20 protein-coding genes are annotated in these 22,637 nt (G+C 72.5%); 4 read left to right on the forward strand and 16 right to left on the reverse strand.

The features are described from left to right. Window positions 1-60: 60 nt before the first annotated feature. From ACERMF_RS11115 to ACERMF_RS11170, 12 genes are all read right to left on the reverse strand, one after another. Window positions 61-1,095 carry an SIS domain-containing protein gene (locus ACERMF_RS11115; RefSeq protein ID WP_373669148.1) on the reverse strand — a complete coding sequence of 345 codons (1,035 nt, stop codon included), beginning with the start codon at window positions 1,093-1,095 and terminating at the stop codon, window positions 61-63. Then, complete coding sequence (nagA, locus tag ACERMF_RS11120; protein WP_373669149.1) at window positions 1,092-2,348, reverse strand: N-acetylglucosamine-6-phosphate deacetylase; 1,257 nt, start codon at window positions 2,346-2,348, stop codon at window positions 1,092-1,094. The genes ACERMF_RS11115 and nagA overlap by 4 nt, the downstream gene beginning before the upstream one ends. Then, complete coding sequence (locus ACERMF_RS11125; RefSeq protein WP_373669151.1) at window positions 2,345-4,000, reverse strand: glycoside hydrolase family 3 protein; 1,656 nt, start codon at window positions 3,998-4,000, stop codon at window positions 2,345-2,347. Before ACERMF_RS11125 ends, nagA begins: the two co-directional genes overlap by 4 nt. After that, window positions 3,997-4,962, reverse strand: a complete 966-nt coding sequence (locus ACERMF_RS11130) for a carbohydrate ABC transporter permease (RefSeq protein ID WP_373669152.1) — start codon at window positions 4,960-4,962, stop codon at window positions 3,997-3,999. The genes ACERMF_RS11125 and ACERMF_RS11130 overlap by 4 nt, the downstream gene beginning before the upstream one ends. Then, window positions 4,959-6,149, reverse strand: coding sequence for a carbohydrate ABC transporter permease (locus ACERMF_RS11135; protein WP_373669153.1), 1,191 nt, complete (start codon window positions 6,147-6,149; stop codon window positions 4,959-4,961). Before ACERMF_RS11135 ends, ACERMF_RS11130 begins: the two co-directional genes overlap by 4 nt. A gap of 126 nt (window positions 6,150-6,275) precedes the next feature. After that, on the reverse strand, window positions 6,276-7,778 hold the full coding sequence (locus tag ACERMF_RS11140; protein ID WP_373669154.1) for an ABC transporter substrate-binding protein: 1,503 nt from the start codon (window positions 7,776-7,778) through the stop codon (window positions 6,276-6,278). A gap of 43 nt (window positions 7,779-7,821) precedes the next feature. After that, window positions 7,822-8,775 (reverse strand): ROK family protein, encoded by a 954-nt coding sequence (locus tag ACERMF_RS11145; RefSeq protein WP_373669155.1) that lies wholly within the window; start codon window positions 8,773-8,775, stop codon window positions 7,822-7,824. Beyond that, window positions 8,772-9,941: an ROK family transcriptional regulator gene (locus tag ACERMF_RS11150; RefSeq protein ID WP_373669156.1), complete on the reverse strand. Its 1,170-nt coding sequence runs from the start codon at window positions 9,939-9,941 to the stop codon at window positions 8,772-8,774. The genes ACERMF_RS11145 and ACERMF_RS11150 overlap by 4 nt, the downstream gene beginning before the upstream one ends. 173 nt (window positions 9,942-10,114) lie before the next feature. Beyond that, a complete protein-coding gene (locus ACERMF_RS11155; protein ID WP_373669157.1) occupies window positions 10,115-10,891 on the reverse strand; it encodes a 5-formyltetrahydrofolate cyclo-ligase in 777 nt (258 codons plus the stop codon). Between the two features lie 2 nt (window positions 10,892-10,893). Next, the gene (locus ACERMF_RS11160; protein ID WP_373669158.1) at window positions 10,894-12,174 is read right to left on the reverse strand and encodes a DNA recombination protein RmuC; all 1,281 of its coding nucleotides are present in this window, start codon (window positions 12,172-12,174) and stop codon (window positions 10,894-10,896) included. 175 nt (window positions 12,175-12,349) lie between these two features. Continuing rightward, a complete protein-coding gene (locus ACERMF_RS11165; RefSeq protein WP_373669159.1) occupies window positions 12,350-13,561 on the reverse strand; it encodes an osmoprotectant NAGGN system M42 family peptidase in 1,212 nt (403 codons plus the stop codon). A 70-nt stretch (window positions 13,562-13,631) separates the two neighbouring features. Continuing rightward, on the reverse strand, window positions 13,632-14,501 hold the full coding sequence (locus ACERMF_RS11170; RefSeq protein ID WP_373669160.1) for an NAD-dependent protein deacetylase: 870 nt from the start codon (window positions 14,499-14,501) through the stop codon (window positions 13,632-13,634). A gap of 135 nt (window positions 14,502-14,636) precedes the next feature. Between ACERMF_RS11170 and ACERMF_RS11175 the strand changes: the two genes are divergently transcribed. After that, on the forward strand, window positions 14,637-14,927 hold the full coding sequence (locus ACERMF_RS11175) for a hypothetical protein (RefSeq protein ID WP_373669161.1): 291 nt from the start codon (window positions 14,637-14,639) through the stop codon (window positions 14,925-14,927). Window positions 14,928-15,007: 80 nt separating this feature from the next. Further along, window positions 15,008-15,850 carry a rhomboid family intramembrane serine protease gene (locus ACERMF_RS11180; protein WP_373669162.1) on the forward strand — a complete coding sequence of 281 codons (843 nt, stop codon included), beginning with the start codon at window positions 15,008-15,010 and terminating at the stop codon, window positions 15,848-15,850. Here the strand turns inward: ACERMF_RS11180 and ACERMF_RS11185 are convergent. Further along, complete coding sequence (locus tag ACERMF_RS11185; RefSeq protein ID WP_373669163.1) at window positions 15,773-16,426, reverse strand: hypothetical protein; 654 nt, start codon at window positions 16,424-16,426, stop codon at window positions 15,773-15,775. The genes ACERMF_RS11180 and ACERMF_RS11185 overlap by 78 nt on opposite strands. A 270-nt stretch (window positions 16,427-16,696) precedes the next feature. On the opposite strand from ACERMF_RS11185, the gene ACERMF_RS11190 reads away from it, so the two are divergent. After that, on the forward strand, window positions 16,697-16,873 hold the full coding sequence (locus ACERMF_RS11190) for a hypothetical protein (protein WP_373669164.1): 177 nt from the start codon (window positions 16,697-16,699) through the stop codon (window positions 16,871-16,873). Here the strand turns inward: ACERMF_RS11190 and ngg are convergent. Both ngg and ACERMF_RS11200 read right to left on the reverse strand, forming a co-directional pair. Next, window positions 16,870-18,786 (reverse strand): N-acetylglutaminylglutamine synthetase, encoded by a 1,917-nt coding sequence (ngg, locus tag ACERMF_RS11195; RefSeq protein ID WP_373669165.1) that lies wholly within the window; start codon window positions 18,784-18,786, stop codon window positions 16,870-16,872. The genes ACERMF_RS11190 and ngg overlap by 4 nt on opposite strands. Further along, window positions 18,756-20,576 (reverse strand): N-acetylglutaminylglutamine amidotransferase, encoded by a 1,821-nt coding sequence (locus tag ACERMF_RS11200; RefSeq protein ID WP_373669166.1) that lies wholly within the window; start codon window positions 20,574-20,576, stop codon window positions 18,756-18,758. Before ACERMF_RS11200 ends, ngg begins: the two co-directional genes overlap by 31 nt. A 304-nt stretch (window positions 20,577-20,880) precedes the next feature. Here ACERMF_RS11200 and ACERMF_RS11205 point away from each other — a divergent pair, with 304 nt between their 5' ends. Beyond that, window positions 20,881-21,714, forward strand: a complete 834-nt coding sequence (locus ACERMF_RS11205; protein WP_373669167.1) for a PhzF family phenazine biosynthesis protein — start codon at window positions 20,881-20,883, stop codon at window positions 21,712-21,714. Here the strand turns inward: ACERMF_RS11205 and ACERMF_RS11210 are convergent. Continuing rightward, window positions 21,704-22,507: an alpha/beta hydrolase family protein gene (locus ACERMF_RS11210; RefSeq protein ID WP_373669168.1), complete on the reverse strand. Its 804-nt coding sequence runs from the start codon at window positions 22,505-22,507 to the stop codon at window positions 21,704-21,706. The genes ACERMF_RS11205 and ACERMF_RS11210 overlap by 11 nt on opposite strands. Window positions 22,508-22,637: the final 130 nt, after the last annotated feature.

Genomic DNA, 22,637 nt, shown 5'->3' on the forward strand with positions numbered 1-22,637 from the left:
GCGCGGTTGTGCGGCCGCGGCGCGGCAGGCTACTGGCGGCGGGAGCGGACGAACGACCGGTCAGCGCGTGCGCGTCACCTTGGTCAGGCCGCGCGGCGACTCGGGATCGCCGCCCCGCGCCACGGTGACGTGCAGGCACCACAGCTGGGCCGCCACGATCGCGACGATCGGGGACAACCACTCGGCGACACCACCGGGAACGGCGAGCACGTCGTCGGCGACGTGGCGGACGTGCTCCGGCCGGTCGGCGAGCACGAGCGTGCGTGCGCCCTGCTGCCGGAGGCCGGCGAGGGTGTCGAGCATGCCGGCGAGCCACCTGCCGTCGGTGGCGACGGCGAGCACGGGGAAGTCCGGCTCGACCACCGCACGCGGTCCGTGCGCGAAGTCCGCCGGCGACGCCGGCTGAGCCAGCACGTAGGCCAGTTCCTGCAGTTTCAGGGCCCACTCGTGGGCGGTGGCGAGTCCGGTCGCACGGCCGAGCACCGCACAACGGTCGAAGTCGGCCCAGCGCGCCGCGACCTCGGCGACGACCGCCTCGTCGGCGAGCGCGGAAGCCACGGCGTCGGGGACCCGTCCCAGGTCATCGCCGTCGTCCGCGGGGGCCAGGGCGGCGGCGATGAGGGCGACGGCCCCGAGTTGCGCCGTGTACGTCTTGGTCGCCGCAACGGCCCGCTCCGGGCCGGCACCCAGCGCCAGCACCTGGTCGGCGACCTCGGCCAGCGGTGACGCCGGCTCGTTGGTGATCGCGAGCGTCGGTCGGCCCTGGCGGCGGGCCTCGGCGAGTACGGCGACCAGGTCGGGCGACGCGCCCGACTGGGAGATGCCGACCACGACCGCACCATCGAGGCGCGGCGAAGGCGTGCCCTCGGCGAACAGCGCGGGTGCCGCGAGACCGACCGTCAGCCGGGCGCGCTGCCCCCACAGGTACTGCGCGTACCGGGCCGCGTTGTCGGAGGTGCCCCTGGCAGCGATCACGACATGGGTCGGCGCGGCGTCGCGCCACTGCCGGGCGACCGCCGCGGCCGTCGGGTGCTGCGTCGCGAACAGTCGGCGCAGCACCTCGGGTTGTTGGAGGATCTCCTCGTGCGGGGTCACCGGCCGGGCTCCTCCCCCACCGACGACGCCCCACCCAGCTCGGGCGGCAGCGGCAGACGGTCCGGCCGGGGATGCGCGGCCAGGCGACCGGCGACGAAGGTCGCGACGACCTCGAGGTCGGAGGTGAGCACCACGACGTCACCGTGTCCCCCGACGGCCAGGACGCCTCGGCGCCGCTCACCGAGCAGCCCCGCCGGGGTCGCGGTGGCGGCACGCAGCGCGGCGAAGGGGTCGGCGCCGGTGGCCGCCACCAGTTCGCGCAGAGCGCGGTCCATCGTGACGGTGCTGCCGGCGAGTGCCCCGTCCTCGTCACGGACGACCCCGTCCGCGATGGTGACGGTGCGTCCGCCGAGGACCGCTTCCCCGCCGTCGGTTCCGGCGGCGGCGATGGCATCGGTCACCAAGGCGATCCGCCGAGGCCCGAGGAGCCGCCACAGCGCCGCCACGGTCCCCGGGTGCAGGTGCACCCCGTCGACGATGAGTCCGACGACGGCGTCCGGGTCGGCGAGCAGCGCACCGATGGCGCCCGGCTGGCGGGCCGTGAATCCCGACATCGCGTTGCCGAGGTGGGTGCCGGCACGGGCGCCGGCTTCGAGTCCAGCCGTCGCCTCCTCGAAGGTGGCGTCGGTGTGGCCGAGAGCCACGACCACGTCACGACGGACGAGTTCGGCGATGATCCCGCATGCGCCGGGAAGCTCCGGCGCCACCGTCACCAGGACCAGACCGGCGTCGCGGGACCACCCCTCGATCAGTGACGGGTCCGGTGGTCGGAGTGCCTCGGGTGCGTGGGTGCCGCGTTTGGCTGGCGCGAGCATCGGCCCCTCGGCATGCACGCCGAGCGCCGTGGCGCCGACGTGGTCCGCGGGCCGTCGGGCGAGCGCGGTCAGCGCCGCCGCGACCGCCTCGGAGGACGAGGACACGATGGTGGGCACGAAGGCGGTCACGCCCTGGGCGGGCAACCGGGCGGCGAGCTCCCACAGGCGATCGGGCCGCTCACCGAGCTCGGACGTGAGGTCGATGCCGTGACCACCGTTGACCTGCAGGTCCACGAACCCGGGCGCGACGAGCAGCCCGCTCACGTCGACCGTCACGGCCGAGCTGTCGTCGGCGTCGGCGGAACGGACGGGAAGCTCGTCGACGGCGTCCGTACGGATGGCATCGATGCGGCCGTCACGCAGGACGAGGTCGCCGGTTCGTGGGCCGTCGGGAAGCGCCAGCCGACCACCGGTCAGCCGGATCGTCGACCGGGTCATCGGGACCGCCCCACCGGCGCGGAGACGGGGAGGCGACCTGTCGCGGCCGCTTCCCCGCACAGGACCGCGGCCAGTGCGTCGATGGTGGGCGGCAGGATGCCGTAGCTGCAGAGCACGGTCGGGGCAGCCGCGAGGACCTCGAGGTCGGACGGCGTGCGCAACGCCACGGCGACGACGGGGGTGCCCGCGTCGAGGACGGCGCGGACGAGTTCCGCCTGTGCGGGCTCGAGGCTGGCGGCGCTCGTCCCGAGCACGACCATGCCGGCGTCGTGGGCCGCGGACACCGCGGCGGCGGTCTCGGCGCGGTCCGGAGGGTCGGTGACGACGAGGCTGCGCACGCGGGGCAATCGCTCCCGGAGGGCGGCGGCGAGCAGCGGCGGGACGGTCGAGGTCGTGTCGGCCGGTGTCAGGTCGCGTGGCTGCGGCTGGATCACCAGGACCTCGGTCTCCTCGGACACCGAGATGGGCAGGAGCGCGTCGTCGTCGCGGACCAGGGTGATGGATCGCTGCGCCAGTTCGGCGGCGAGTACGGCGTGCTCGGTGCCACCGACGGCGTCCGGCGGCGGTGCCACCAGGGCACCCGCGCGTCGGCGCAGCGCCGTGAGCCGCCGGGCGGACGCGGTGAGACGGTCGGCGTCGAGCAGGCGCCGGTGCAACGCCAGTCGCAACCCGTCTCGGAGCCGGACGTTGGCGTCCTCGTCGTGGCCGCACAAGAGCAGGTCGACGCCGGCGTGGAGGGCGGCGACGGCGTCGACGATCTGGCCGGCGCCCTGCGTCAGGGCCTTCATGTCCAGCGCATCGGTGATGATGACGCCGTCGTGACCGAGCTCTTCGCGCAGCAGACCGGTCATCACCTCGGCCGCCAGGGTGGCCGGCAGGTCGTCGCGACCGGTGAGTGCCGGCACGGCGAAGTGTCCCGACATCACCAGGTCCGGTCCGGCCCGCAGCGCGGCGCGGAACACCGCCAGCTCGCGGGCGTCGAGCACCTCGCGGTCCACGTCGACGGCCGCGAGACGGTGGTGGGTGTCGACGGCGACGGCACCGGTCCCGGGGAAGTGCTTGAGGGTCGCGGCGACGCCGGTGGAACGCACCCCCCGGACGAACGCGGCCGCGAGCCGACCGGCGGCGACCGGCTCGTCCCCGAAGGCGCGCAGACCGAGACCCGGCGCGGTGGGGTCGCTGAGGAGGTCGCAGACGGGCGCGTAGACGACGTTGACGCCGCAGGCGGCGGCCTCGCGACCGATGGCGGCACCGACGCGTTCGGCGAGATCTGGATCGTCGGCGGCGCCCAGCGCGAGGTTGCCCGCGAACGGGGTGCTGTGGTCGCCGAGGCCGAGCAGCTGTCCGCCCTCCTGGTCGATCGCGACGAGCAGCGGCGGGGCGGCGGGCGGTCGTGCCGCCTGCATCGCGTCGGTGAGCGCGCGCAGCTGGTGCGGGGTGTCGACGTTGTCGTGGCGGAACAGGGTGACCCCGGGCACCTCGCCGGCCGCGATCTCGGCCGCCGCGTGCGCGGGCAGCTCGCGGCCAGCATACGCCCGCAGCAGGTGGGCATCGGTCGGGTGGGCCCCGGGAGGCGACCCGGTCGGGTGGGCCCCGGGAGGCGACCCGGTCGGGTGGGCCCCGGGAGGCGACCCGGTCGGGTGGGCCGTCATCCCTTCACCCCGCCGGTGAGCAGGCCCCGGACGAAGTAGCGCTGCATCGTCAGGAACACGACCAGCGGCACCACCATGGACACGAACGCTCCGGCGGTGAGCAGGTGCCAGTCCTCGCCGCGGGTGCCGACGAGCTGCTGCAGCTGGGCGGTGAGGACCGCGACGTCGGAGCTGGTGCCGAGGAAGATGTAGGCCACGAGGAAGTCGTTCCACACCCATAGGAACTGGAAGATCGCGAAGGCGGCCAGCACGGGGGCGGCGAGTGGCAGCACCAGGCGGAGGAACGCGGTGAAGTGGCTGGCCCCGTCCACGTAGGCCGCCTCCATCAGCTCCTTTGGCAGGTCCGCCACGTAGTTGTAGAGCAGGAAGATCGCCATGGGCAGCCCGAACCCGGTGTGCGCGAGCCAGGTGCCGAGGTAGGTGCCCGTCAGGTGCCAGCCCACGTAGAGCTGCAGGAGGGGGACCAGGGTCATCTGCAGCGGGACCACGAGGAGGCCGACCACCACGGCGAACAGCACCTTGCGTCCAGGGAACTCGATCCAGGCGAAGGCGTAGGCGGCGAAGGCGGCCAGGCTGATGGGGATCACCGTCGCGGGGATGGCGATGACCAACGAGTTGACGAAGGCGTCGAACATGCCGCGGTCGCCGAGCACGCTGACGTAGTTGGCCAGCGTCCACTGCGAGGTCTCGAACGGATGGGCGATGGCGGTCCACCAGCCGCTGGTCGCGATGGCGCCGGGTGCGCGCAGCGAGCTGATCAGCAGGCCCGCGGTCGGCAGCGACCACACGAAGGCGATGACCACGACCAGCAGGCGGACGAGCAGCGAACGGCGACCGGGTTCGTGGCCCCGCCGCCGGGATCCGCGGCGCCACCGCAGCGGGCGCGGCTCGCTGCGCCTTTGGGTTCGGCGTCGCTGCGAGGTCGGTGACTCGACCGTCCGCGGCGGGACCAGGGCCGTCATGCGCCCACCCCCTGCCGGTGCATGTTGCGGATGTTGACGACCATGACCGGAACGACCACCAGCAACAGGATCACGGCCAGCGCGCTGGCACGCCCGAAGTTCTGGAACTGGAACATCTCCTTGAACATGCGGGTCGCGACCACCTCGGTCTCGAAGTTGCCGCCCCGTCCCATGACCCAGACGATGTCGAACACCTTGAGGATGGCGATGAAGATCGTCGTGGCGACGGTCAGGATGGTGCCGCGGATCATGGGAACGACGATGCGCCGGAACACGGTGAACTCCCCGGCACCGTCCAGGCGGGCCGCCTCGATCACCTCGCCGGGCACCGACTTGATCGCGGCGGAGAAGATGACCATCGCGAAGCCCGTCTGCAGCCAGATCATGACCACGATCAGGGCGACCGTGTTGAGCGGGCTGATCGAGAGCACCGGGATCGCCTCGAATCCCAGCCCGGTGACGATGGCGTTGAGCAGGCCCGTCTGGGGGCGGTTCGTCGGCTGCCAGGCGTAGACGAAACGCCAGATGACGCTGGCGCCGACGAACGAGATCGCCATCGGCAGGAAGATGAACGTCTTGGCGAGCGCCTCGCGCTTGAGCCGGTCGACCAGGGCCGCGAAGCCCACGCCGATCACGACGCTGCCCAGCGTGCCGAGCACCAGCCAGAGGACGTTGTTGCGGAACGCGAGCAGCATCGCCGGGTCGGTGAGCGCGAAGCGGTAGTGGGCGAGCGTGAACTCGCCGGCCCGGTTGGTGAGGCTCTGGCGGATGGTGCCGATCGTCGGCACGACGAGGTAGATCGCGATGAGGGCGACCGCCGGACCGACGAACAGCCACGGACGCACCTGCTCCCGCACCTTATCGCCGAACACCGTGTCGATGGCGTGGTTGGCGGTCACGAACAACGCCCACACCCCACCCACGCCGACGAGCAGGGCGACGCCGGCACCTCCGAGCTTGCGCGACGCCGGGGTGAGGCCGCGCGACGCGACCGCCTCGGCCGAGGCGTCGGCGCCCAGCAGGCCGAGGATCCGGCTCACCGCACGGTCGGTCGCCAGCGGGTCGGCGAGGAATCCCACGCTCCACCACAACAGGGCGACCACGACGCCGAGGGCCGCGAGGGCCAGGAGCGCCCGGGCAACCCTGGCCGGGCGACCAGATCGCCCGTCGAAGGTGACGCTGGCCACGATGCACCCCCTCCCGGGTGGTGGGGGTGCCGGATCGACCGTCTCCGGTCGTTCCGGCACCCCTGGTGGGTGATTCCCGAGGACTCCGGACCGGCGGACCGACCAGAGCGCCCGAGCTTGTACGGCCTACTCCTCGCCGTCCCATTCCAGGGCGTCGAGTCGGGCCAGGATCTCGTCGGTGTTGCCGCCCCCTGCCCGGATCCAGTCGACCATCGCGGCGTTGAAGGCCGATCCGACCGCGGCGGGCATGCCGTCGGAGGCGTCGTCGCGCAGGGTGGACGCTGCGGCCAGGATGGCTGCGGACTCCTGCGAGGAGTAGTCCTGGTACCAGTCGTCGGGCACGCTCTCGTTGGGCGAGATGAACCCGCCGGCAGCGATCATCGGCTCGACGGCGGCCGGAGTCGCGAGGAACTCGAGCAGGGCCCGGACCGGTTCGCGGTCGTTGAACGCCACGAACTGGTCCGCGGCGCCGAGCACCGGGGTGCCGTAGGCGTCCTCGATCGGGGGCAGGACGAAGAACTTCGCGTCCTCGCCCGCGGACAGGCGCTCCGCCTCGGGGTCATCGGCCGATGCGTTCGGGTCGGCGAGGAAGAAGTCGGCGATCCAGGTGGCCTGCTTGTGGAACCAGCAGTCCGGACCGTCCTGGCCGTGGAACATCGGCAGCGGGGTCGCGCCGACCCAGGTCTCGTTCATCCAGGTCGGCCCGCCATAGGCGTAGCCGTCCGTGAAGAACAACTCGGCGGTGCGCTCGAACGCCTCGGCGACCTCGGGATCCGAGAAGTTCCGCTCGCCGGCGGCCCACTCGTCGTAGACCTCGGGCGGTGCGGTGCGCAGCAGGACGTCCTCGACCCAGTCGGTCGCGGGCCAGCCGCTGAAGTCGCCGTGCTCCACGCTGATGCACCACGGGCTGGACCCGCTCGCGACGATCTTGTCGGAGAGGGCGGTCAGCTCGTCCCAGGTGGTCGGAACCTCGTAGCCGGCGTCCTCGAACGCCTGCGCCGGGTACCAGACCACGGACTTGGTGAAGGCGCCCCAGGTGATGCCGTAGACGTCGCCGTCGGCACTGGTCATCTCCAGCCAGGCGTCCCCGAAGTCGGCACCGAGCTGGTCGCTGTCGATCCAGTCGCCGACCGGTACGAGGTGGCCGTTCCCGGCCAACGTCCGCATCAGCCCCGGTTGGGCGACCTGGGCCACGTCAGGTGGGTTGCCGCCCTCGGCGCGGGCAACCAGGGTGGTGGTGTAGTCGGCGACACCGTCGATCTGCACGGTGATACCGGTGGCGTCCTCGAAGGGGCGCACGGCCTCGGTGAACCGTTCGCCGTCCTCGGCGATCCACTGGCTGAGCACGGTGACGGTCTCGCCCTCGTAGGCGCCCTCCAGCGCGTCGGCCAGGTGGGTGTAGCCGGCGGGGACGTCGAATGCGGGCTCGCCCGCGTCGGTGTCCTCGCCGTCGTCGTCGGTCGCTGCGCTGTCGTCGTCGGTCGCTGCGCTGTCGTCGGTGTCGGCGTCCTCGTTGCCTTCGGCGCTGCTCGGTTCGCCGTCGGCCTCGGGGGCGGGGTTCGCGCACGCGCCTGCGAGCAGCGTTATGGCTGCCCCGGCCGCGAGCGCCGCTCGCATCCCTCTACGCATGGTCCCTCTCCATCCATCTCGTCTTGCCAGTGCCCGTCGGGAGTCAGCCCGGCGTGGCTGGATTCATCGCGACGACCGGTGTCGCCGCGTCTTCGAGAGGTCGCGCGGTGGCTCCCACCAACGCGGCCGCACCCACCGCACCGAGCGGACCCTCCGCCGGTGCACACCTGATGCGCTCGGGTCCCAGGAGGAACCCGGCGACTTCGGAGCGGGACGCCTGCTCCGCGAGACGCCCCCGTACGGCTTGCAACAACGGTTCGCCGATGCGACCCACGCCGCCGCCCAGCACGGCCACGTCGGCGCCGTACGCGACGACCAACCAGGTGATGGCCGTCGCCAGATGAGCGGTGACCTCGTCGGCGAGGACGCGCGCGTCGGGATCGCCGACGGTCGCGCGGCGGAACAGGTGCGCGGCCGCCTCGGCGCCCCCGGCGGGCCAGCGATCGCGCAGGGCGCCACCCGACACCAGGGCCTCGAGGCAACCGCGTTGACCGCACCGGCAGGCGGGACCAGTCGGGTCGACGACGACATGACCGATCTCGCCCGCCATGCCGTTTCGGCCCCGATGGATCCGGCCGTCGATGACGACCCCGGCCGCCACGCCGGTGCCGATGCCGAGGAAGACCAGGACGTCGGCGTCGGGGGCGAGATGCACGTGGGCGCCGAGCGCGGCCGCGCGGGCGTCGTTCTCGACCTCGACGTGGGCGTCGAAGGCGGCGGCGAGCCGGCTGCCCAGCGGAAGGCGGACGCCGTCGATGCCGAGGTTGACGGCCAGTCCGACCGAGCCGTCGACGCGGTCGACCTGGCCCGGGATGCCCACGCCGATCCGGTCGACACCGCCGGTGGGCGCCACGCGTCGGATCGCTTCGATCGTGCCGTCGACGAGCGCGGCACCGGGACGGGTCGGCACGAGTGCGTGCCCCTCGATCCCGCCGTCGGGTCCGATCCGCACCACTTCGGTCGTCGAACCGCCGATGTCCACGCCGATGGCGGTCATGGCCGCACCATCCCGAGTTCGCCGGCCAACACCAGGGCGTGCGCGCCGTCGAGCACCAGGTCCTCGGCGTCGACCGCCGCACGCACGTCGACGTCGTGGGCCAGGCGCGGCAACAGACAGTCGCCGACCACCTGCCGCACCCGCTCGGCGAGCGCTTCACCGACGCCGGGGATCTCGACCGACAGCACGACGTCGGAGACGTCGACGATGGCGATCATGTGGGCCACGACCGAACCCAGATGGTCGGCCGCGAGATCCAACGCTGCCCGCACCGGCGCCCCACCGGCCGCCAACAACGCGGCGAGATCGGTAGGCGGGTGCGCGAGGTCGAAGCCGCCCGCGGCCAGGATCGGGCGCAGGCTCGCCACGGTCTCGAGGCAGCCGTTGTTGCCGCACGAACACGGCGCCCCGTCGGGCACCACGACGAGATGTCCGACCTCGCCGGCTGCTGCCCGACTGCCCGCGTAGGGGCGGCCCCCGAGCACCAGGCCGGCGCCGACACCGGCACCGATCCGCACGAGGGCCAGGCCGTCGCGCCCCTCGGGCAACCGGCCGAACTCGACCAGTGCGGCCGCATCCGCGTCGTTGGCGACCCAGACCGACAACCCGGTCCGTGCCTGCAGTTGCGCGCCGAGCGGCCGGTCGTGCCAACCGAGGTTCGCCGCCTCGACGACGGTGCCGTCGGCGTGCACCAGGCCGGGCGTGCCGATGCCCACGCCCGCGATCGGCGCGCTCGCCTGCGCGGCGAGGTCCTCGATGAGGTCCGCGAGGGCGGCGACGAGTTCGTCGCCGTGCATCGGCTCGTGCAGCGTGCCCGACGCGAGCGGCCGACCGGCGAGGTCGCTGAGCAGCCCGACGACGACGTCGGTGCCCACGTCGATGGCGACGACCTGGCGGGCCCCTGCGTCGATGGCGAGCAGCGTGGGCCGCTTCCCGCCGGCCGACTCCCCCGGCCCGGCCTCGACCACCAGCCCGTCGTCGACGAGCTGGTCGATCAGGGAGGAGATGGTGGGGCGGGTCAGTCCGGTGAGCCGCGCGAGGTCGGCGCGGGTCACCGCCGTGCCCGAGGCGACGGCGTGCAGGACGGAGCGGCGGTTGACCTCGCGAGCCTGTTGCCCCGAGGCCGTACGGACCGAACGCAACGGTCCGACCAGCAGGTCAGCCACGTCCCGTCCTCCCCTCGGTCTCCCAACCGGCGCGTCGTCGCGCTCCCCCAGCGACGAACTTCGTTAGGAAACAAAACTAACACTGGTGAAGCGCGCCGGTCAAGGGTTTCCCGCGCCCACTTCGGCGGGTCGAGGCGGCGCCACTTCGGCGGGTCGAGGCGGCGCCCGGTCGGCTACGGCGCGGGCGGGGCCAGGGGCGCCAGCAGCGGGATCGCCGCGACCTTGTCAGGCGTGAGTTGCTCCCAGTGGATCCGCCCGGCACGCCAGTCCCCCGTGCGGGGCACTCGCAGGACCCGTTCGGGCGTGACGATCAGGTCGACCCGCACGTCGTGGTCGGCCCGGGGGATGCCTCCGGCGGGCAACACCTGCAGTTCATGCACCGTGGTGGCGACCAGCGTCCCCGGCCCGATCATCCCGGCCTCGCAGGCGAGGGCGAACTCGAGGTCACTGAAGCCGCCGCCCTTGCCGAGCCGGGTCCCGTCCTCGGCGACCGCGACACAGCCGGTGACGACCAGGTCCACCGGTTCGAGTTCGGTCACCGCGACGGTGCGGGCGCTGGCCGACGCACCCTTGATCGACGAGGCCCTCCGGGGCGTGTCGGCGAGGTGGTCGGGGTCGAGGAGGAAGAACGGGTCCTCGCCGGCCAGCCGCGGCACTGCCATGTAGACGAGCTTGCCGTCCTCGAGCGCCCGCTGGCGCACCGGCCACTGGGGACTGTCCGGATTGGCCTTCAGCGTCGCCGCCGTCTGCCACTCGTCGGTACCACGGAGCCGCTCGGCTGCCGCCTCGGCGCCCACGAAGTTGCTGATGCGGTGGTGCGCACCGGGGAAGCGGGTCACCTTCGCCGCGGCGAGCGCGTCCCACGTGCGGCTTCGCAGCGCGGCCTTGCGGTCCAGCAGGTCCCGGTCGCCGACGGCGTCGTGGTCATGGCGCTTCGGCGTCCGCGCCACGCTCAGCCCACCGTCGCCGCGGGGGGGCGATGCTCGTCGGCCGCGCCGCCCTCGTCGTCGGCGCGGTCGACGCCCGGACCTGAGGGTCCGGTCGGGTCCGGGAGGCGGAGCAACCGGGGTCGGTCGTCGACGGTCGCCGGCAGGACGCCACGCTCCTCGCGGACCTCCTCGATGCGCTCGAGTTGGCGTTCGAGCTGGCGTCGACGCGTGGTGGCGAGACCGTCGTAGGTGCGTCGGACGGTGTCGAGCTGTCGTCCGAGCTTGTCGACCTCGTCGGTGTAGCGACCCCATTGCTGCGTGAAGCCGGACAACAGCGCCACGATCTGGTCCGAGGTGCGCTGCAGGGCGACGCCGTCACAGGCCTGACGGACGACCGCGAGCACGGCGAACAGCGTCGAGGGCGAACACATGACCACACCCTGGCGAAGCGCGTCGTCGAGCAGGGTCGGGTCCTGTTCGTGCACGTAGCCGTAGACGTGTTCGTTCGGCAGGAACAGCACCACGAAGTCCAGCGTGCCCGCATCGGGATCGACGTACCCACGGATCGCCAGCTCCTTCACGCGGCCCCGGACGTCGCGCAGGAACGCCTTGCGGCACTGCTCCCGGTCGGACTCGCCGTCGCACTCGAGCATGGCGAGGTAGTTGGCCAGCGGGAACTTCACGTCCATGTGCAGGCACAGTTCACCGGGCAGCAGGAACGTCACGTCGGGACGGCTGCCCGAGGCCAGGGTGCGCTGGGTCACGTAGTTGACGCCGTGCTTGAACCCGGCCGCGGTCAGGACGTCCTCGGCCATGCGCTCACCCCACTGTCCACGGGCCTGCGACGAGGTGAGCGCCTCGCGGATGGCACCGGTCGTGGCGGCCAGCTGCGCATGTGTCCGGGTCACGCCCTGGAGTTGCTCACGGACCTGACCGAGCTGGTCGGCCCGCTCCGACTCGAGCGTGCGGACCAGGTCGACGACCTGACCGAGGGTCGTCCCCATCCGCTGCAGCTCGGCGTCGATCAGCGCCTTGCGCCCGTCGAGTTCGGCGACGCCGGTGCGGTTGGTCGCCGCCACCTGCCGGTCGGCCTCGGCCACCAGCGCCTGGATCGCGTGCTGCAGATCGTCGCGACGCGCCACCGCGGCGTGCTCGGCCGCCTGCTGCTGTTGGGCGAGCAGTTCACCACGCAGCCCGTCGATCAGGACCTGGGCGTCGTCGCGCTGCTGGCGCGACATCCACCAGGCCACGGCCAGCCCGACGACGGCCGCCGCCAGCGTGGCGGTCAGCATCGTGGTCAACATCGGTGTCCCCCTGCGCGTTCGGTGGGAGCACCGTACGAACCGGGTGTGACACGACCGCGGATTTCCTCCCGCCTGGCCATGTCGCGGCAGATCGTCGATGTCGCGGCAGATCGTCGACCGTGCGGGGCTGGCGCGACATGGACGCGGAGCTGCGACATGGCGGTGGCCCGGCCCGTCAGGCCTCGTAGTCGTCGGGGAACGGCTCCTTCTCGACCAGTTCGGGCGCCTCGGGGTCCCATTCGGGTTCGCGCCGGACCGGCTGGACCGCGGTCGACGGGAAGTCGCGGAGCGGGCCGCTCGGTTCGGCGTCCCACTTGGCGAAGGTCAGCGGGGTCTGCAGGTACAGGGCCAACAGCTCACCGGTGGCCACGATCGCATCGAGGTGCGTGCGCTCCCACCCGTGGGTGGCGTCGACGCCGAACCCGAGCAGCGCGGCGCGCGTCTCGGCGCCCGCCTCGAGGGCGGAGGCGACGTCCGAGCGGTAGAACCGGAACACGTCGCGATGCGCCTCGATGCCGTGCTCACGGGCCAGGCCGTGCAGCTTGCGCGACAGGTGGTAGTCGAAGGGGCCGTGCAGGTCCTGCATCGCGATGGAGACGCCCGTCTCCGTGGAGTGCTGGCCCGGCGCGACCACCGCGGCGTCGACCGACACCAATTCCGCGACGTCGTGGTACAGCCCCGACGATGCGCCGTGCCCGACCTCCTCGGCGGTCGTGATCAGCAGGTGGGCCCCGACCTCGAGCTCCTCGCCACGCTCGAGCAGCGCCTTGAAGGCGGCCAGGGTGGCCGCGACCCCGGCCTTGTCGTCGAGGTGCCGCGAGGTGACGAAGCCCGAGCGCGTGATGACCGGGAAGGCGACCTGTGCCACGAAGTCGCCGACCTGGATCCCGAGGTCGGCGAGATCCTGCGCGCTGGACACCCGTTCGTCGACGCGCACCTCGACGTGTTCCCAGCCGATGGGGTGGGTGTCGATGTCGTCGCCGAACGCGTGTCCCGACGCCTTGGTCGGCAGCACGGTGCCGGTGAACACGTGCTCGGGGTCGTCGGTCAGGATCGTGACCCGGCTGCCCTCGGAGAAGCGGGAGCTGTGGGTGCCGACCGGCACGATCGCGAGCCGGCCGTTGTCCTTCAACGCCTGGACCATGCACCCGATCGTGTCGGTGTGCACGACGACGGCCCGGTCCAGCGTGCCCTCCTCGCCGTCGAGGCTGCCCACCATCACGCCGCGTCGGGTGACCTCGAAGGGCAACCCGATCTCCTCGAGGCGCTCCCCGACGTGCTGCATGATCACATCGGTACGGCCGGAGGGGCTCGGGATGCGCAGCAGCTCGAGCAGGACCTCCTGCATCCATTCTACGTCGAGGTCGAGCTTCTTCACGTCACTCATGTCGTCTTTCCGCAGGTTCGTTACGGGCGGTCGGAATCGACGTCGGCGAGGGCCCGCGACGCACCCAACGCTACCCGGCGGGCAGCGTGGCGTGCCGCGCCGGCGGGTCGGCGAGTGCCTCGGCCACGGCGGGCAGGACCCGGCCGAGTGACGCGTCGACCTTGATCGCCGCGAGCGCGTCGCCACGGGTGACGCCGCGGCTCACGATCGCGATCGGCAGACCCCGACGACGTGCGGCGGTCACGAACCGGAACCCCGACCCGACCATCAACGACGAGCCGAGGACCAGCAAGGCCGCCGAGCGGTCGAGCAGGCCGAGCGCGGCGCGGAAGCGCTCGGACGGCACGTGCTCCCCGAAGAACACCACGTCGGGCTTGAGCACCCCCTCACATCGCCGGCAGGCGACGACCCGGAACCCGGCGACCACGTCTTCGGCGATGACGACGTCGCCATCGGGGCGGTGGCTCCGCGCACCGGCCGCCACCCGCTCGCGGAACCCCGGGTTGACCGCATCGAGGCGCAGTCCGAGCTCGAGTCGTGGCCGGCGGACGTCGCAGTCGAGGCACGCGACGGCGTCGAGGCGGCCGTGCAGGTCGATCACGCCGGCCGTGCCCGCGGCGGTGTGCAGTCCGTCCACGTTCTGGGTCACGACCCCGCGGACGTGTCCGGCCGCTTGCAACGCCGTCACGGCGCGGTGCGAAGCGTTCGGCCTTGCCGCGGCGATCCGGGGCCAGCCCAGGTGGCTGCGGGCCCAGTACCGCCGTCGCTCGTCGTGGCTGCCGACGAAGCGCTGGTAGGTCATCGGCGAGACGTGCCGCATGCGGCCGCTCGCGTCCCGGTAGTCCGGGATCCCCGAGTCGGTCGAGATGCCGGCCCCCGTGACGACCAGGGCCGGGCCCGCGGCGAGCAGCTCGGTGAGCGCCTCGGTCTGTCGCTGCACGGCCGGCGTCATGACGCCAGGCTACCGCCACCCCGGGCGGTGCTGGGGGCTCGCCCTGGTGGTCGGCCGCGCGCGATGGGAGGATGCTGGCCGTACCACGACGCCGCCGCGGCGCCGGTGAACCGAGGCTGACCAATGACCGGCACGGCCCCCACCCGATCCCGTCCGTCACCGTCGAACATCGCGGCGATCGTCGTCGCCGCGATCCTGCAGCTCGGCGTCGGGTTCTTCACCCTCTCCAGTGGCCTGGTCGCGCCGCTGTGGGCCGTCCTGGTGTTGGGTGTGGTCTGGATCGCCGCGGTGGTCATCCTGGTCCGGCTGGCACGGACCCGTCCGCTGCTGACGCCGCTCGTCCCGCTCGCCAACGCGGCCGTGTGGTTGGGGGTGCTGACCTTCGGTGAGGCGGTGCTGGGCTGGACCGCCTGACGCGTGCGGTCCGGCGCCCTCCCGGCCGGAGGTCGCCCGCGGGTACCTTCCACGCTCCACTCGACCAGGCCTGAGCGTTCGTGAGCGACCACGAAACCAGCACGACCGTCTGCTATCGCCATCCTGACCGCGAGGCGACGCTGCGTTGTTCGCGCTGCGACCGTCCGATCTGCACCGATGACATGATCGAGGCCCCGGTCGGCTACCAGTGCCCCGAGTGCGCCCGTGGCGGCCAACCCGTCCGCGGCCTGCGCGACCTGCTGGTTCGACCGCTGGTGAGCCAGACCCTCGTGGGTGTCATCGCGGTGGTCTACCTCGTGAGCATGGCGGCCCCGCTGACCCGCCAGTTCGGGCTGGTGCCGGCACTGGCGGGCGTCGAACCGTGGCGATTGGTGACGAGCGCATTCCTGCACGTCGGACTGATCCACATCGGCTTCAACGCGCTGCTGCTGTGGCGCCTCGGCGAGATGCTCGAGCCCGTGCTCGGTCACCTGCGGTTCGGGGCGCTCTATCTGGCCGGTCTGGCCGGCGGCGCGCTCGGCATCGTGGGCCTGGGATGGCTCACCGCGTACACCCCGCTCGCGGAGGTGCCGCTGCTCGGCTGGGTGTTCGCCACGTCCCCCGTCGGCGTCACCGTCGGCGCGTCCGGCGCGGTGTTCGGTCTGATGGGCGCCGCCATGGCCGGGATGCGTGCCCGCGGCGTCGACCCGTGGCGCACCGACGTGGGCAGCCTGGTTCTGCTCAACCTCGTGATCACCTTCGTGTTGCCGGGAATCTCGGTCGGCGGACATCTTGGCGGCCTGCTCGGCGGCTTCCTGGCCGGAAAGGTGCTGTTCGTCGAGGCCTCACGCGCCCGCGCCGCGGCCGTGCGCACGATCGTCGCCGCCATCGCCGTCCTGCTCGTGAGCATGCTGCTCTTCTGAGCCTCTGCGGGTCGGGACCGCCGGCGCCCGGTCGCGGTTGGTCCGCACCACGTAGGTGGCGACCGCGACGATGACGCCGGCGACGGCGATCCCCAGCACCCCGACCCGTGCCGTGACCGCGTCGAGGTACTGGCGCGAGGTCGAGGTCTGGTCGGTCAGCACGATGGCGACGAAGACCGCGGCGCTGAGGGTGAGCAGCCCGGTCACCGCACGCGCCCACCCGCCGTCGAGGCCATGACGCTCCCGGATGATCCGGCCGGCCTTGACGATCCGGCGCACCCGCAGGACGCGCAGGGCGCCGACGGCGCGGACGGCCCGTGCCAGGCGCAGCAACTGCACCGGCCCGAGCGCGAGCACGATCGCGGGGACCAGCAGCACCGTCAGTCCGACGAGCCAGCGATTCCGCCGCAGCCACGCCCGCTTGTCGCCCGCGAGTGCCAGCAGCACCACCGTCTCGGCCACCAGCACGCCCCCGGAGACGAGGTTGAGCGTCGCCCCGGCCGTGGCGTACGGCTCCTCGAACAGGGTCAGGAACGTGGCCGGGACCGAGGCCAATGCCGCGACGAGCACCGGCACGGCCAGTCGCGCGGCCAGCCGATCCGCACGATCGGCGCGGTCGGCGGTCGGCGTCGGCGCGGTTGACAGGGCGGCTCCCGGAGGTCACTTGGGACGGCGCGAGACGATAGCGGCGTCTCCGCCTCCGCCTCCGCGTAGACGCGGCGGCCCGCCGGCCCGGCCGGCTGACCGTGTCGCCGTTCGAATGCCGGCGACCCGGCCGCCTATCGTCCGTCGCCACCCGAGGCACATGACGGCACCGCCGGAGCGGACACGACGACAGGGACGGGCATGGCGGGCACCTTGACCAAGATCGCGGGGGCACTGGCGGCGCTCGCGCTGGTGCTGTTCGTCGTCAGCCTCGTGTTGGACGCCCTACGGTGGCTGCTGATCATCGCCGCCGTGGTGCTGCTGGTCGCGGCGCTGCTCGGCTGGCGCGGCAAGCGCGACGACGCCGGACGGGGCTAACCCGCGTCCGCGTCCTGCGACGTGGCGTGGTCGGTCGAGGGTCCGGCCGGTTCCCATCCCCGTGGCAGCGCCCGCGTGGCCGGGAAGAGCAGGTCGATGAACTTCTGCGCGGTCGGTTGCGGCTCGTGGTTGGCCAGGCCGGGGCGCTCGTTCGCCTCGATGAAGACGTAGGTGTCGCCCGCCACGTCGGGCACCAGCAGGTCGAGCCCGACGACGGGGATCTCGAGCTTCCGACTGGCGAGGACGGCCGCCTCGGCGAGGGCCGGGTGCAGCTTCTCGGTGACGTCGTGGATGGTGCCGCCGGTGTGCAGGTTGGCCGTCCGCCGGACCTCGAGCTCCTCGCCCTTCGGAAGCACGTCGTCGAGGGCGTAGCCGTTGTCGAGGCACGCCTTCTCCGTCACGGCGTCCATCGGGATCGCGGCCTCACCACCCGTGGCAGCCTCGCGACGCCGCGAGGTGGACTCGATCAGGTCGCGCACGGTGTGCTCCCCCGTACCGACCACGGTGGCTGGCCGGCGCACGGCGGCGGCGACGACCTGGTGACCGATGACCACGATGCGCAGGTCCTGACCGGCGACACACTCCTCGAGCAGCACGTTCGGGCAGTACGTCTCGGCGAAGCGCACGGCTTCGCGGAGCTCGTCGACCGTGGTCACCCCGACGGTGATGCCCTGCCCCTGCTCGCCGCGTGCCGGCTTCACGACCAGTTCGCCGAGCTCCTCGAGCAGCTGCTCGTCCTCGTCGCCGCCGGTGGCGACCCCTCCGCGTGGCACGTTGAGACCCGCCTCGGCGAGCAGCCGGTTCGTGAGTCGCTTGTCGTCGCACTTGCTCATCGCCACCGCGGTGGTCAGCTCCGACAGCGACTCGCGCGTCTGCACGCTGCGGCCCCCGTGGGTGAGCTGCAGCAGCCCACTCTCGGCGTCCAGCACCTCGACCGAGATGCCACGCCGCAGCGCCTCGTCGGCGATCAACCGCGCGTACGGATTGAGGTCGTCGAGCCGCTCGGCCGGCGCCGCCGCGAACAGGCGCTCGTTGATGGGGTTCTTGCGCTTGACGCAGAACACCGGCACCCGCACGAACCCGAGCTTCTCGTACAGCTTGATGGCCGGTGCGTTGTCGTGCACCACCGAGAGGTCGAGATACGCCCGGCCGCGCGCCTTGAACCGGTCGAGCAGGGTGCCGACGAGCGCCTTTCCGACCCCCGGTCGCGCCGACTGCGGATCGACCGCGAGGCACCACAGGCTGGTTCCGTCCTCGGGGTCGTTGAAGGCGAGGCGGTGGTCCACCCCGGTCACCGTGCCGATGATGTCGCCCGTGTCGGCGTCCTCGGCCACCAGGTAGGTGAAGGTCGCGGTGCGCTGGTTCGCCCACAGCACGTCGGTCGGGGCGACGACCATGCCGGCCGCCGTGTAGATGCGGTTGACCGCCTCGGCGTCGGTCTCGGACCGCATGTCGCGCACGATCACGCCGCGCACCGGGTCGCGTGCCGCCCGGTGCTGGTGCAGCCACATCCGGTAGGTGTGGCTCGGGTCGATGAACAGCTCCTGCGGGGCGTGCGCCACCAGCACGTGGGGCTCGCGCACGTACAGGCAGATGTCGCGCCGCCCGGGCTCCTCGCCGCCGACGACCTTGACGAGGTCCTCGTGCGTGGCGAAGGTCTGGCCGAAGATCAGCCGGCCCCAGCCGCACTCGAGGGCGACCTCGGGAACCAGGTCGGCGGTCAGATGCGGCGGCCGGACGTCCCACGACCGGGTGGAGAGCCGGTCACCGTGATTGGGCTTGGAGGCGTCGCGTACGTGCCCGCGGGCGGCCCGGATGCCCCGCTCGTAGGAGGGGTTCACCGGGTCTCCCTGGGCACCGACCCGCGACTCCCGACGCGAGGTCACGGGCGCACGTCGTGCGTCTGCAGCCACATCTCGAGCAGGGCGAGCTGCCAGAGCTTGTTGCCGCGTAGTGGCGTCAGCTGCCCGTTGGGGTCGTCGAGCAGGCGCTGGACCTCGGCCTGCTGGAACAGGCCACGCGCACGCGCTTCCGGCGCGTGCAGGGCGTCGCGGACGAGATCGAGGTACGGGCCCTGCAGGTGCTTGAGCGCCGGTACCGGGAAGTACCCCTTCGGGCGGTCGATGACCTCGTTCGGGATGACGCGTCGCGCCGCCTCCTTGAGCACGCCCTTGCCCTCCTGCGCCAGCTTGAGCTCGGGCGGGATCCGGGCCGCGATCTCCAGTACCTCGTGGTCGAGGAACGGGACCCGGGCCTCGAGCCCCCAGGCCATGGTCATGTTGTCGACCCGCTTGACGGGGTCGTCGACCAGCATGATCTGCGAGTCGAGGCGCAGCGCCATGTCGGTCGCGCTCTGGGCGCCGGGCATCGCGAAGTGCTCGGCGACGAGCGCCCGTGAGACGTCGTGGTCGATCTGGTAGTCGGGACCGACCAGGGCGGCCATCTCGGCGTGCGGACGGTCGAAGAACGCCTCGGCATAGCGGTCCACCGCGGCGGCGACGAGGTGCTCGCGGTCCGCCTCGCCGATCTCGTCGGTGAGCGCCTGCATGGGCGGATACCAGTGGTAACCGGCGAAGACCTCGTCCGCGCCCTGGCCCGACTGCACGACCTTGACGTGCTGGCTGACCTCCTGGCTCAACAGGTAGAACGCCACGGCGTCGTGGCTGACCATCGGCTCGCTCATCGCGTGGATCGCCTGGCCGAGCGCGGGCAGCATCCGCTCGGTGTCGATCCGCAGGCGGTGGTGGTTGGTGCCGAAGTGCTCGGCGATGACGTCGGAGTACTTGAACTCGTCGCCCTCCTCGCCCCCGAACGACTCGAAGCCGATCGAGAACGTGTTCAGGCCCCTCTGGCCGGCCTCGGCGAGCAGACCGACGACCAGCGACGAGTCGAGCCCGCCGGAGAGCAGCACGCCCACCGGCACGTCGGCGACCAGGCGCCACTGCACCGCCTTGCGAAGGGCATCGAGGGTGGCGTCCTCCCAGTCGCGCGCCGACCAGTCGGCGCGGTCGGGGTCGCGGGTGAAGTCGGGACGCCAGAACTCGGTGGTGGTCCGGGAACCGTCGGCCTCGATCGCGATGGTCGTCGCGGGGGGCACCTTGCGGACGCCGTTGAGGATCGTGCGTGGAGCCGGCACCACCGAGTGGAAGGTCAGGTAGTGGTGCAACGCGACCGGGTCGATGGACGTGTCGATGTCGCCGCCCGCAACCAGCGCGGGCAGGCTCGACGCGAATCGGATGCGGGAGGGCTCGTCGACGATGTACAGCGGCTTGATCCCGAACCGGTCGCGACCGAGGAAGGTGCGCCCCGTCGCACGCTCGTGGATCACGAACGCGAACATGCCCTGCAGGCGCTCGACGAACCGGTCCCCCCAGGCGTGGTAGGCCTTGAGCACGACCTCGGTGTCGGAGGTCGAGAAGAAGTCGTAGCCCTCCGACTGCAACTCCTCGCGCAGCGGCTGGTAGTTGTAGATGCAGCCGTTGAAGACCAGGGTCAGTCCGAGTCCGGCGTCGTGCATCGGCTGGTTGCCGCACGTCGACAGGTCGATGATCGACAGGCGACGGTGCCCCATCGCGATCGCCCCGGCCGACCAGATGCCCTCGCTGTCGGGACCACGCGAGATCATCCGGCCCGTCATCCGGTAGACGGCGCCCACGTCGGGCGTCGCACCGTCGAGGCGGAGTTCTCCGCTGAAACCGCACATGTCGAGGCATCCCTTCACTGGCGTGGTGCCGACGCCGATCACGCTCGACCGGCGTTTCGGACCCACGGAAGTCGATCGACGCACGGAGCGGTTGCCCCGGCCCTCCTGAGCCTGTCGCCCGCCCGCTACCCCCTCAACCCTCGGGCACTGGCCGGAAGGGAAGACCCTCGGGTTGCGCCGCGCGCGGACACCTCCAACGGCCGCGCTGCGCTGGCGCACGGGCGACGCGGAGGATGCGTCCAGACGGCCGTCGGTGGGCGCGTGCCTTGTAGATTCGCCGCCCCCTCGATGCCTGGAGCCCCACGTGCCCCCGTTCCGCCTGGTCGACGCGTTCACCGACGCCGCGTTCGCCGGTAACCCCGCCGGCGTCGTCGTTCTCGACACCCCGCAGCCGGTCGGTTGGATGCGCGCCATCGCCGGTGAGGTCCAGGCCTCCGAGACGGCGTTCCTCGTGCCCGACACCGCGAATGCGGACACCTGGAAGCTGCGCTGGTTCACGCCGACCACCGAGGTGGACCTGTGCGGTCACGCCACGCTCGCCGCCGCGCACGTGCTGTGGCAGGACGGGTTGGCGGACCTGGACGCCACCCTGCGGTTCACGACCCGCGTCGGTGACCTGCGGGCGAGGACCGATCAGGGGGAGATCCTGCTGGACCTGCCGGCCTGGCCCGTGCGGCCGCACCCGGCCCCCGCCCGACTCGAGCAGGCGCTGCGCACCGGCGGCGGACGCTACCTCGGACGCACCGCGGGCAGTGCCGGCGAGGACAACACCGGCGCGGAGCAGGCGAACGATGTCGTCCAGCTTCCGGACGAGACCGCCGTCCGGGACCTGCGCCCCGACCTCGACGAGGTGGTACGGCTCGGCGCCTCCGGGCTGATCGTCACCGCGCCCGCGGACGGCGAGGTCGACTTCGTCTCGCGCTACTTCGCCCCGACGCTGGGTGTCCCGGAGGACCCGGTCACCGGTTCGGCGCACGCGACGCTCGGGCCGTGGTGGGCCGAGCAGTTGGGCCGCAACGACCTGCGGGCCCGGCAGCTGTCGCGTCGTGGCGGGCGGCTGCGGGTCCGGGTCGACGGCGACCGCGTCCACGTCGGCGGCCTGGCGGTGACCGTCATCACCGGCGAGGTCATCGCCTGAGGTCGACGCCCAGCCGCTCCTCGAGCCAGGTCGCCGCGCGCTGCCACAACGGCTCGACGGGATCGATGACGGCCATGTGGTCGGCTGGTCCGGTGAACACCTCGACCTCGTCGCCCGCGGCGCGTACGGCGTCCGCGTAGGCCGCGGTCTGTGTCGGCGGCACGCTCTCGTCGTCCTCGCCGTGCACCAGCAGGACCGGGACACCGTGCCCGACCAGTCCCAGCGGATCGGCGAGTTCCCAACGTTCGGGGACCGTGTCCGAGCCGCCGCCGAGCAGGTCGGCCATCGCGCCGTTGCCCATGCCGGCCCGTTCGCCACCACGGAGGTCCGCGACCGGCGCGAGGCCGACCACCGCGGCGAGTGGCACGCGTGGGCCTGCGCCGACGGCGCCGGCCGGGAGCCGGGACCGACCGGCGGCCCACAGCGCCAGCTGACCACCGGCGGAGTGGCCGACCACGGCGACGCGCCCGAGATCGACGGGGGCGTCCAGGTCGCCCAGCCGGTCGACGCCGTCGGCGACGTCCTGGAGGGTCGCCGGCCAGCCGCCGCGGTCCTCCTCACGGATCACGACGTCGGGCGGCGGGACTCGCCGGTACTCGAGGTTCCACGCGGCCAGCCCGCGCCGGGCCAGGTCACGCGCCAGCGGCTCGGTGAGCGTCCGGACGTACTGGTGGCGCCAGAAGCCGCCGTGGATCAGGACGACGACCGGCCAGCCGGTGTCCGGCACCTCGCCGTCGGGCAGCCAGAGGTCACCGACCTGGTCGGCGGCGCTGCCATAGCGTCGCGTGCGCATGCTTCGCCTTCGGTCACGGACTCCGTCCGGCCGGCACGCTAACCGCTGGGCGGCGCCGGTCGCGGCGGCGCCGGGCCGTCCGCGCGTGGGACGGCGGGTGGCCTCGCCTACGCTGCCCCTCCGCCGTTCT

Source organism: Egicoccus sp. AB-alg6-2, assembly GCF_041821025.1.
Taxonomy (GTDB): Bacteria; Actinomycetota; Nitriliruptoria; order Nitriliruptorales; family Nitriliruptoraceae; genus Egicoccus.

Excerpts from the sequence above, each read along its gene's own strand:
- ACERMF_RS11175 (WP_373669161.1), top strand. The coding sequence starts at position 14,637 with ATGACCGGCACGGCCCCCACCCGATCCCGTCCGTCACCGTCGAACATC.
- nagA (WP_373669149.1), bottom strand. The coding sequence starts at position 2,348 with ATGACCCGGTCGACGATCCGGCTGACCGGTGGTCGGCTGGCGCTTCCC.
- ACERMF_RS11190 (WP_373669164.1), top strand. The coding sequence starts at position 16,697 with ATGGCGGGCACCTTGACCAAGATCGCGGGGGCACTGGCGGCGCTCGCG.
- ACERMF_RS11160 (WP_373669158.1), bottom strand. The coding sequence starts at position 12,174 with ATGTTGACCACGATGCTGACCGCCACGCTGGCGGCGGCCGTCGTCGGG.
- ACERMF_RS11165 (WP_373669159.1), bottom strand. The coding sequence starts at position 13,561 with ATGAGTGACGTGAAGAAGCTCGACCTCGACGTAGAATGGATGCAGGAG.
- ACERMF_RS11200 (WP_373669166.1), bottom strand. The coding sequence starts at position 20,576 with ATGTGCGGTTTCAGCGGAGAACTCCGCCTCGACGGTGCGACGCCCGAC.
- ACERMF_RS11145 (WP_373669155.1), bottom strand. The coding sequence starts at position 8,775 with ATGACCGCCATCGGCGTGGACATCGGCGGTTCGACGACCGAAGTGGTG.
- ACERMF_RS11130 (WP_373669152.1), bottom strand. The coding sequence starts at position 4,962 with ATGACGGCCCTGGTCCCGCCGCGGACGGTCGAGTCACCGACCTCGCAG.
- ACERMF_RS11125 (WP_373669151.1), bottom strand. The coding sequence starts at position 4,000 with ATGACGGCCCACCCGACCGGGTCGCCTCCCGGGGCCCACCCGACCGGG.
- ACERMF_RS11140 (WP_373669154.1), bottom strand. The coding sequence starts at position 7,778 with ATGCGTAGAGGGATGCGAGCGGCGCTCGCGGCCGGGGCAGCCATAACG.
- ACERMF_RS11210 (WP_373669168.1), bottom strand. The coding sequence starts at position 22,507 with ATGCGCACGCGACGCTATGGCAGCGCCGCCGACCAGGTCGGTGACCTC.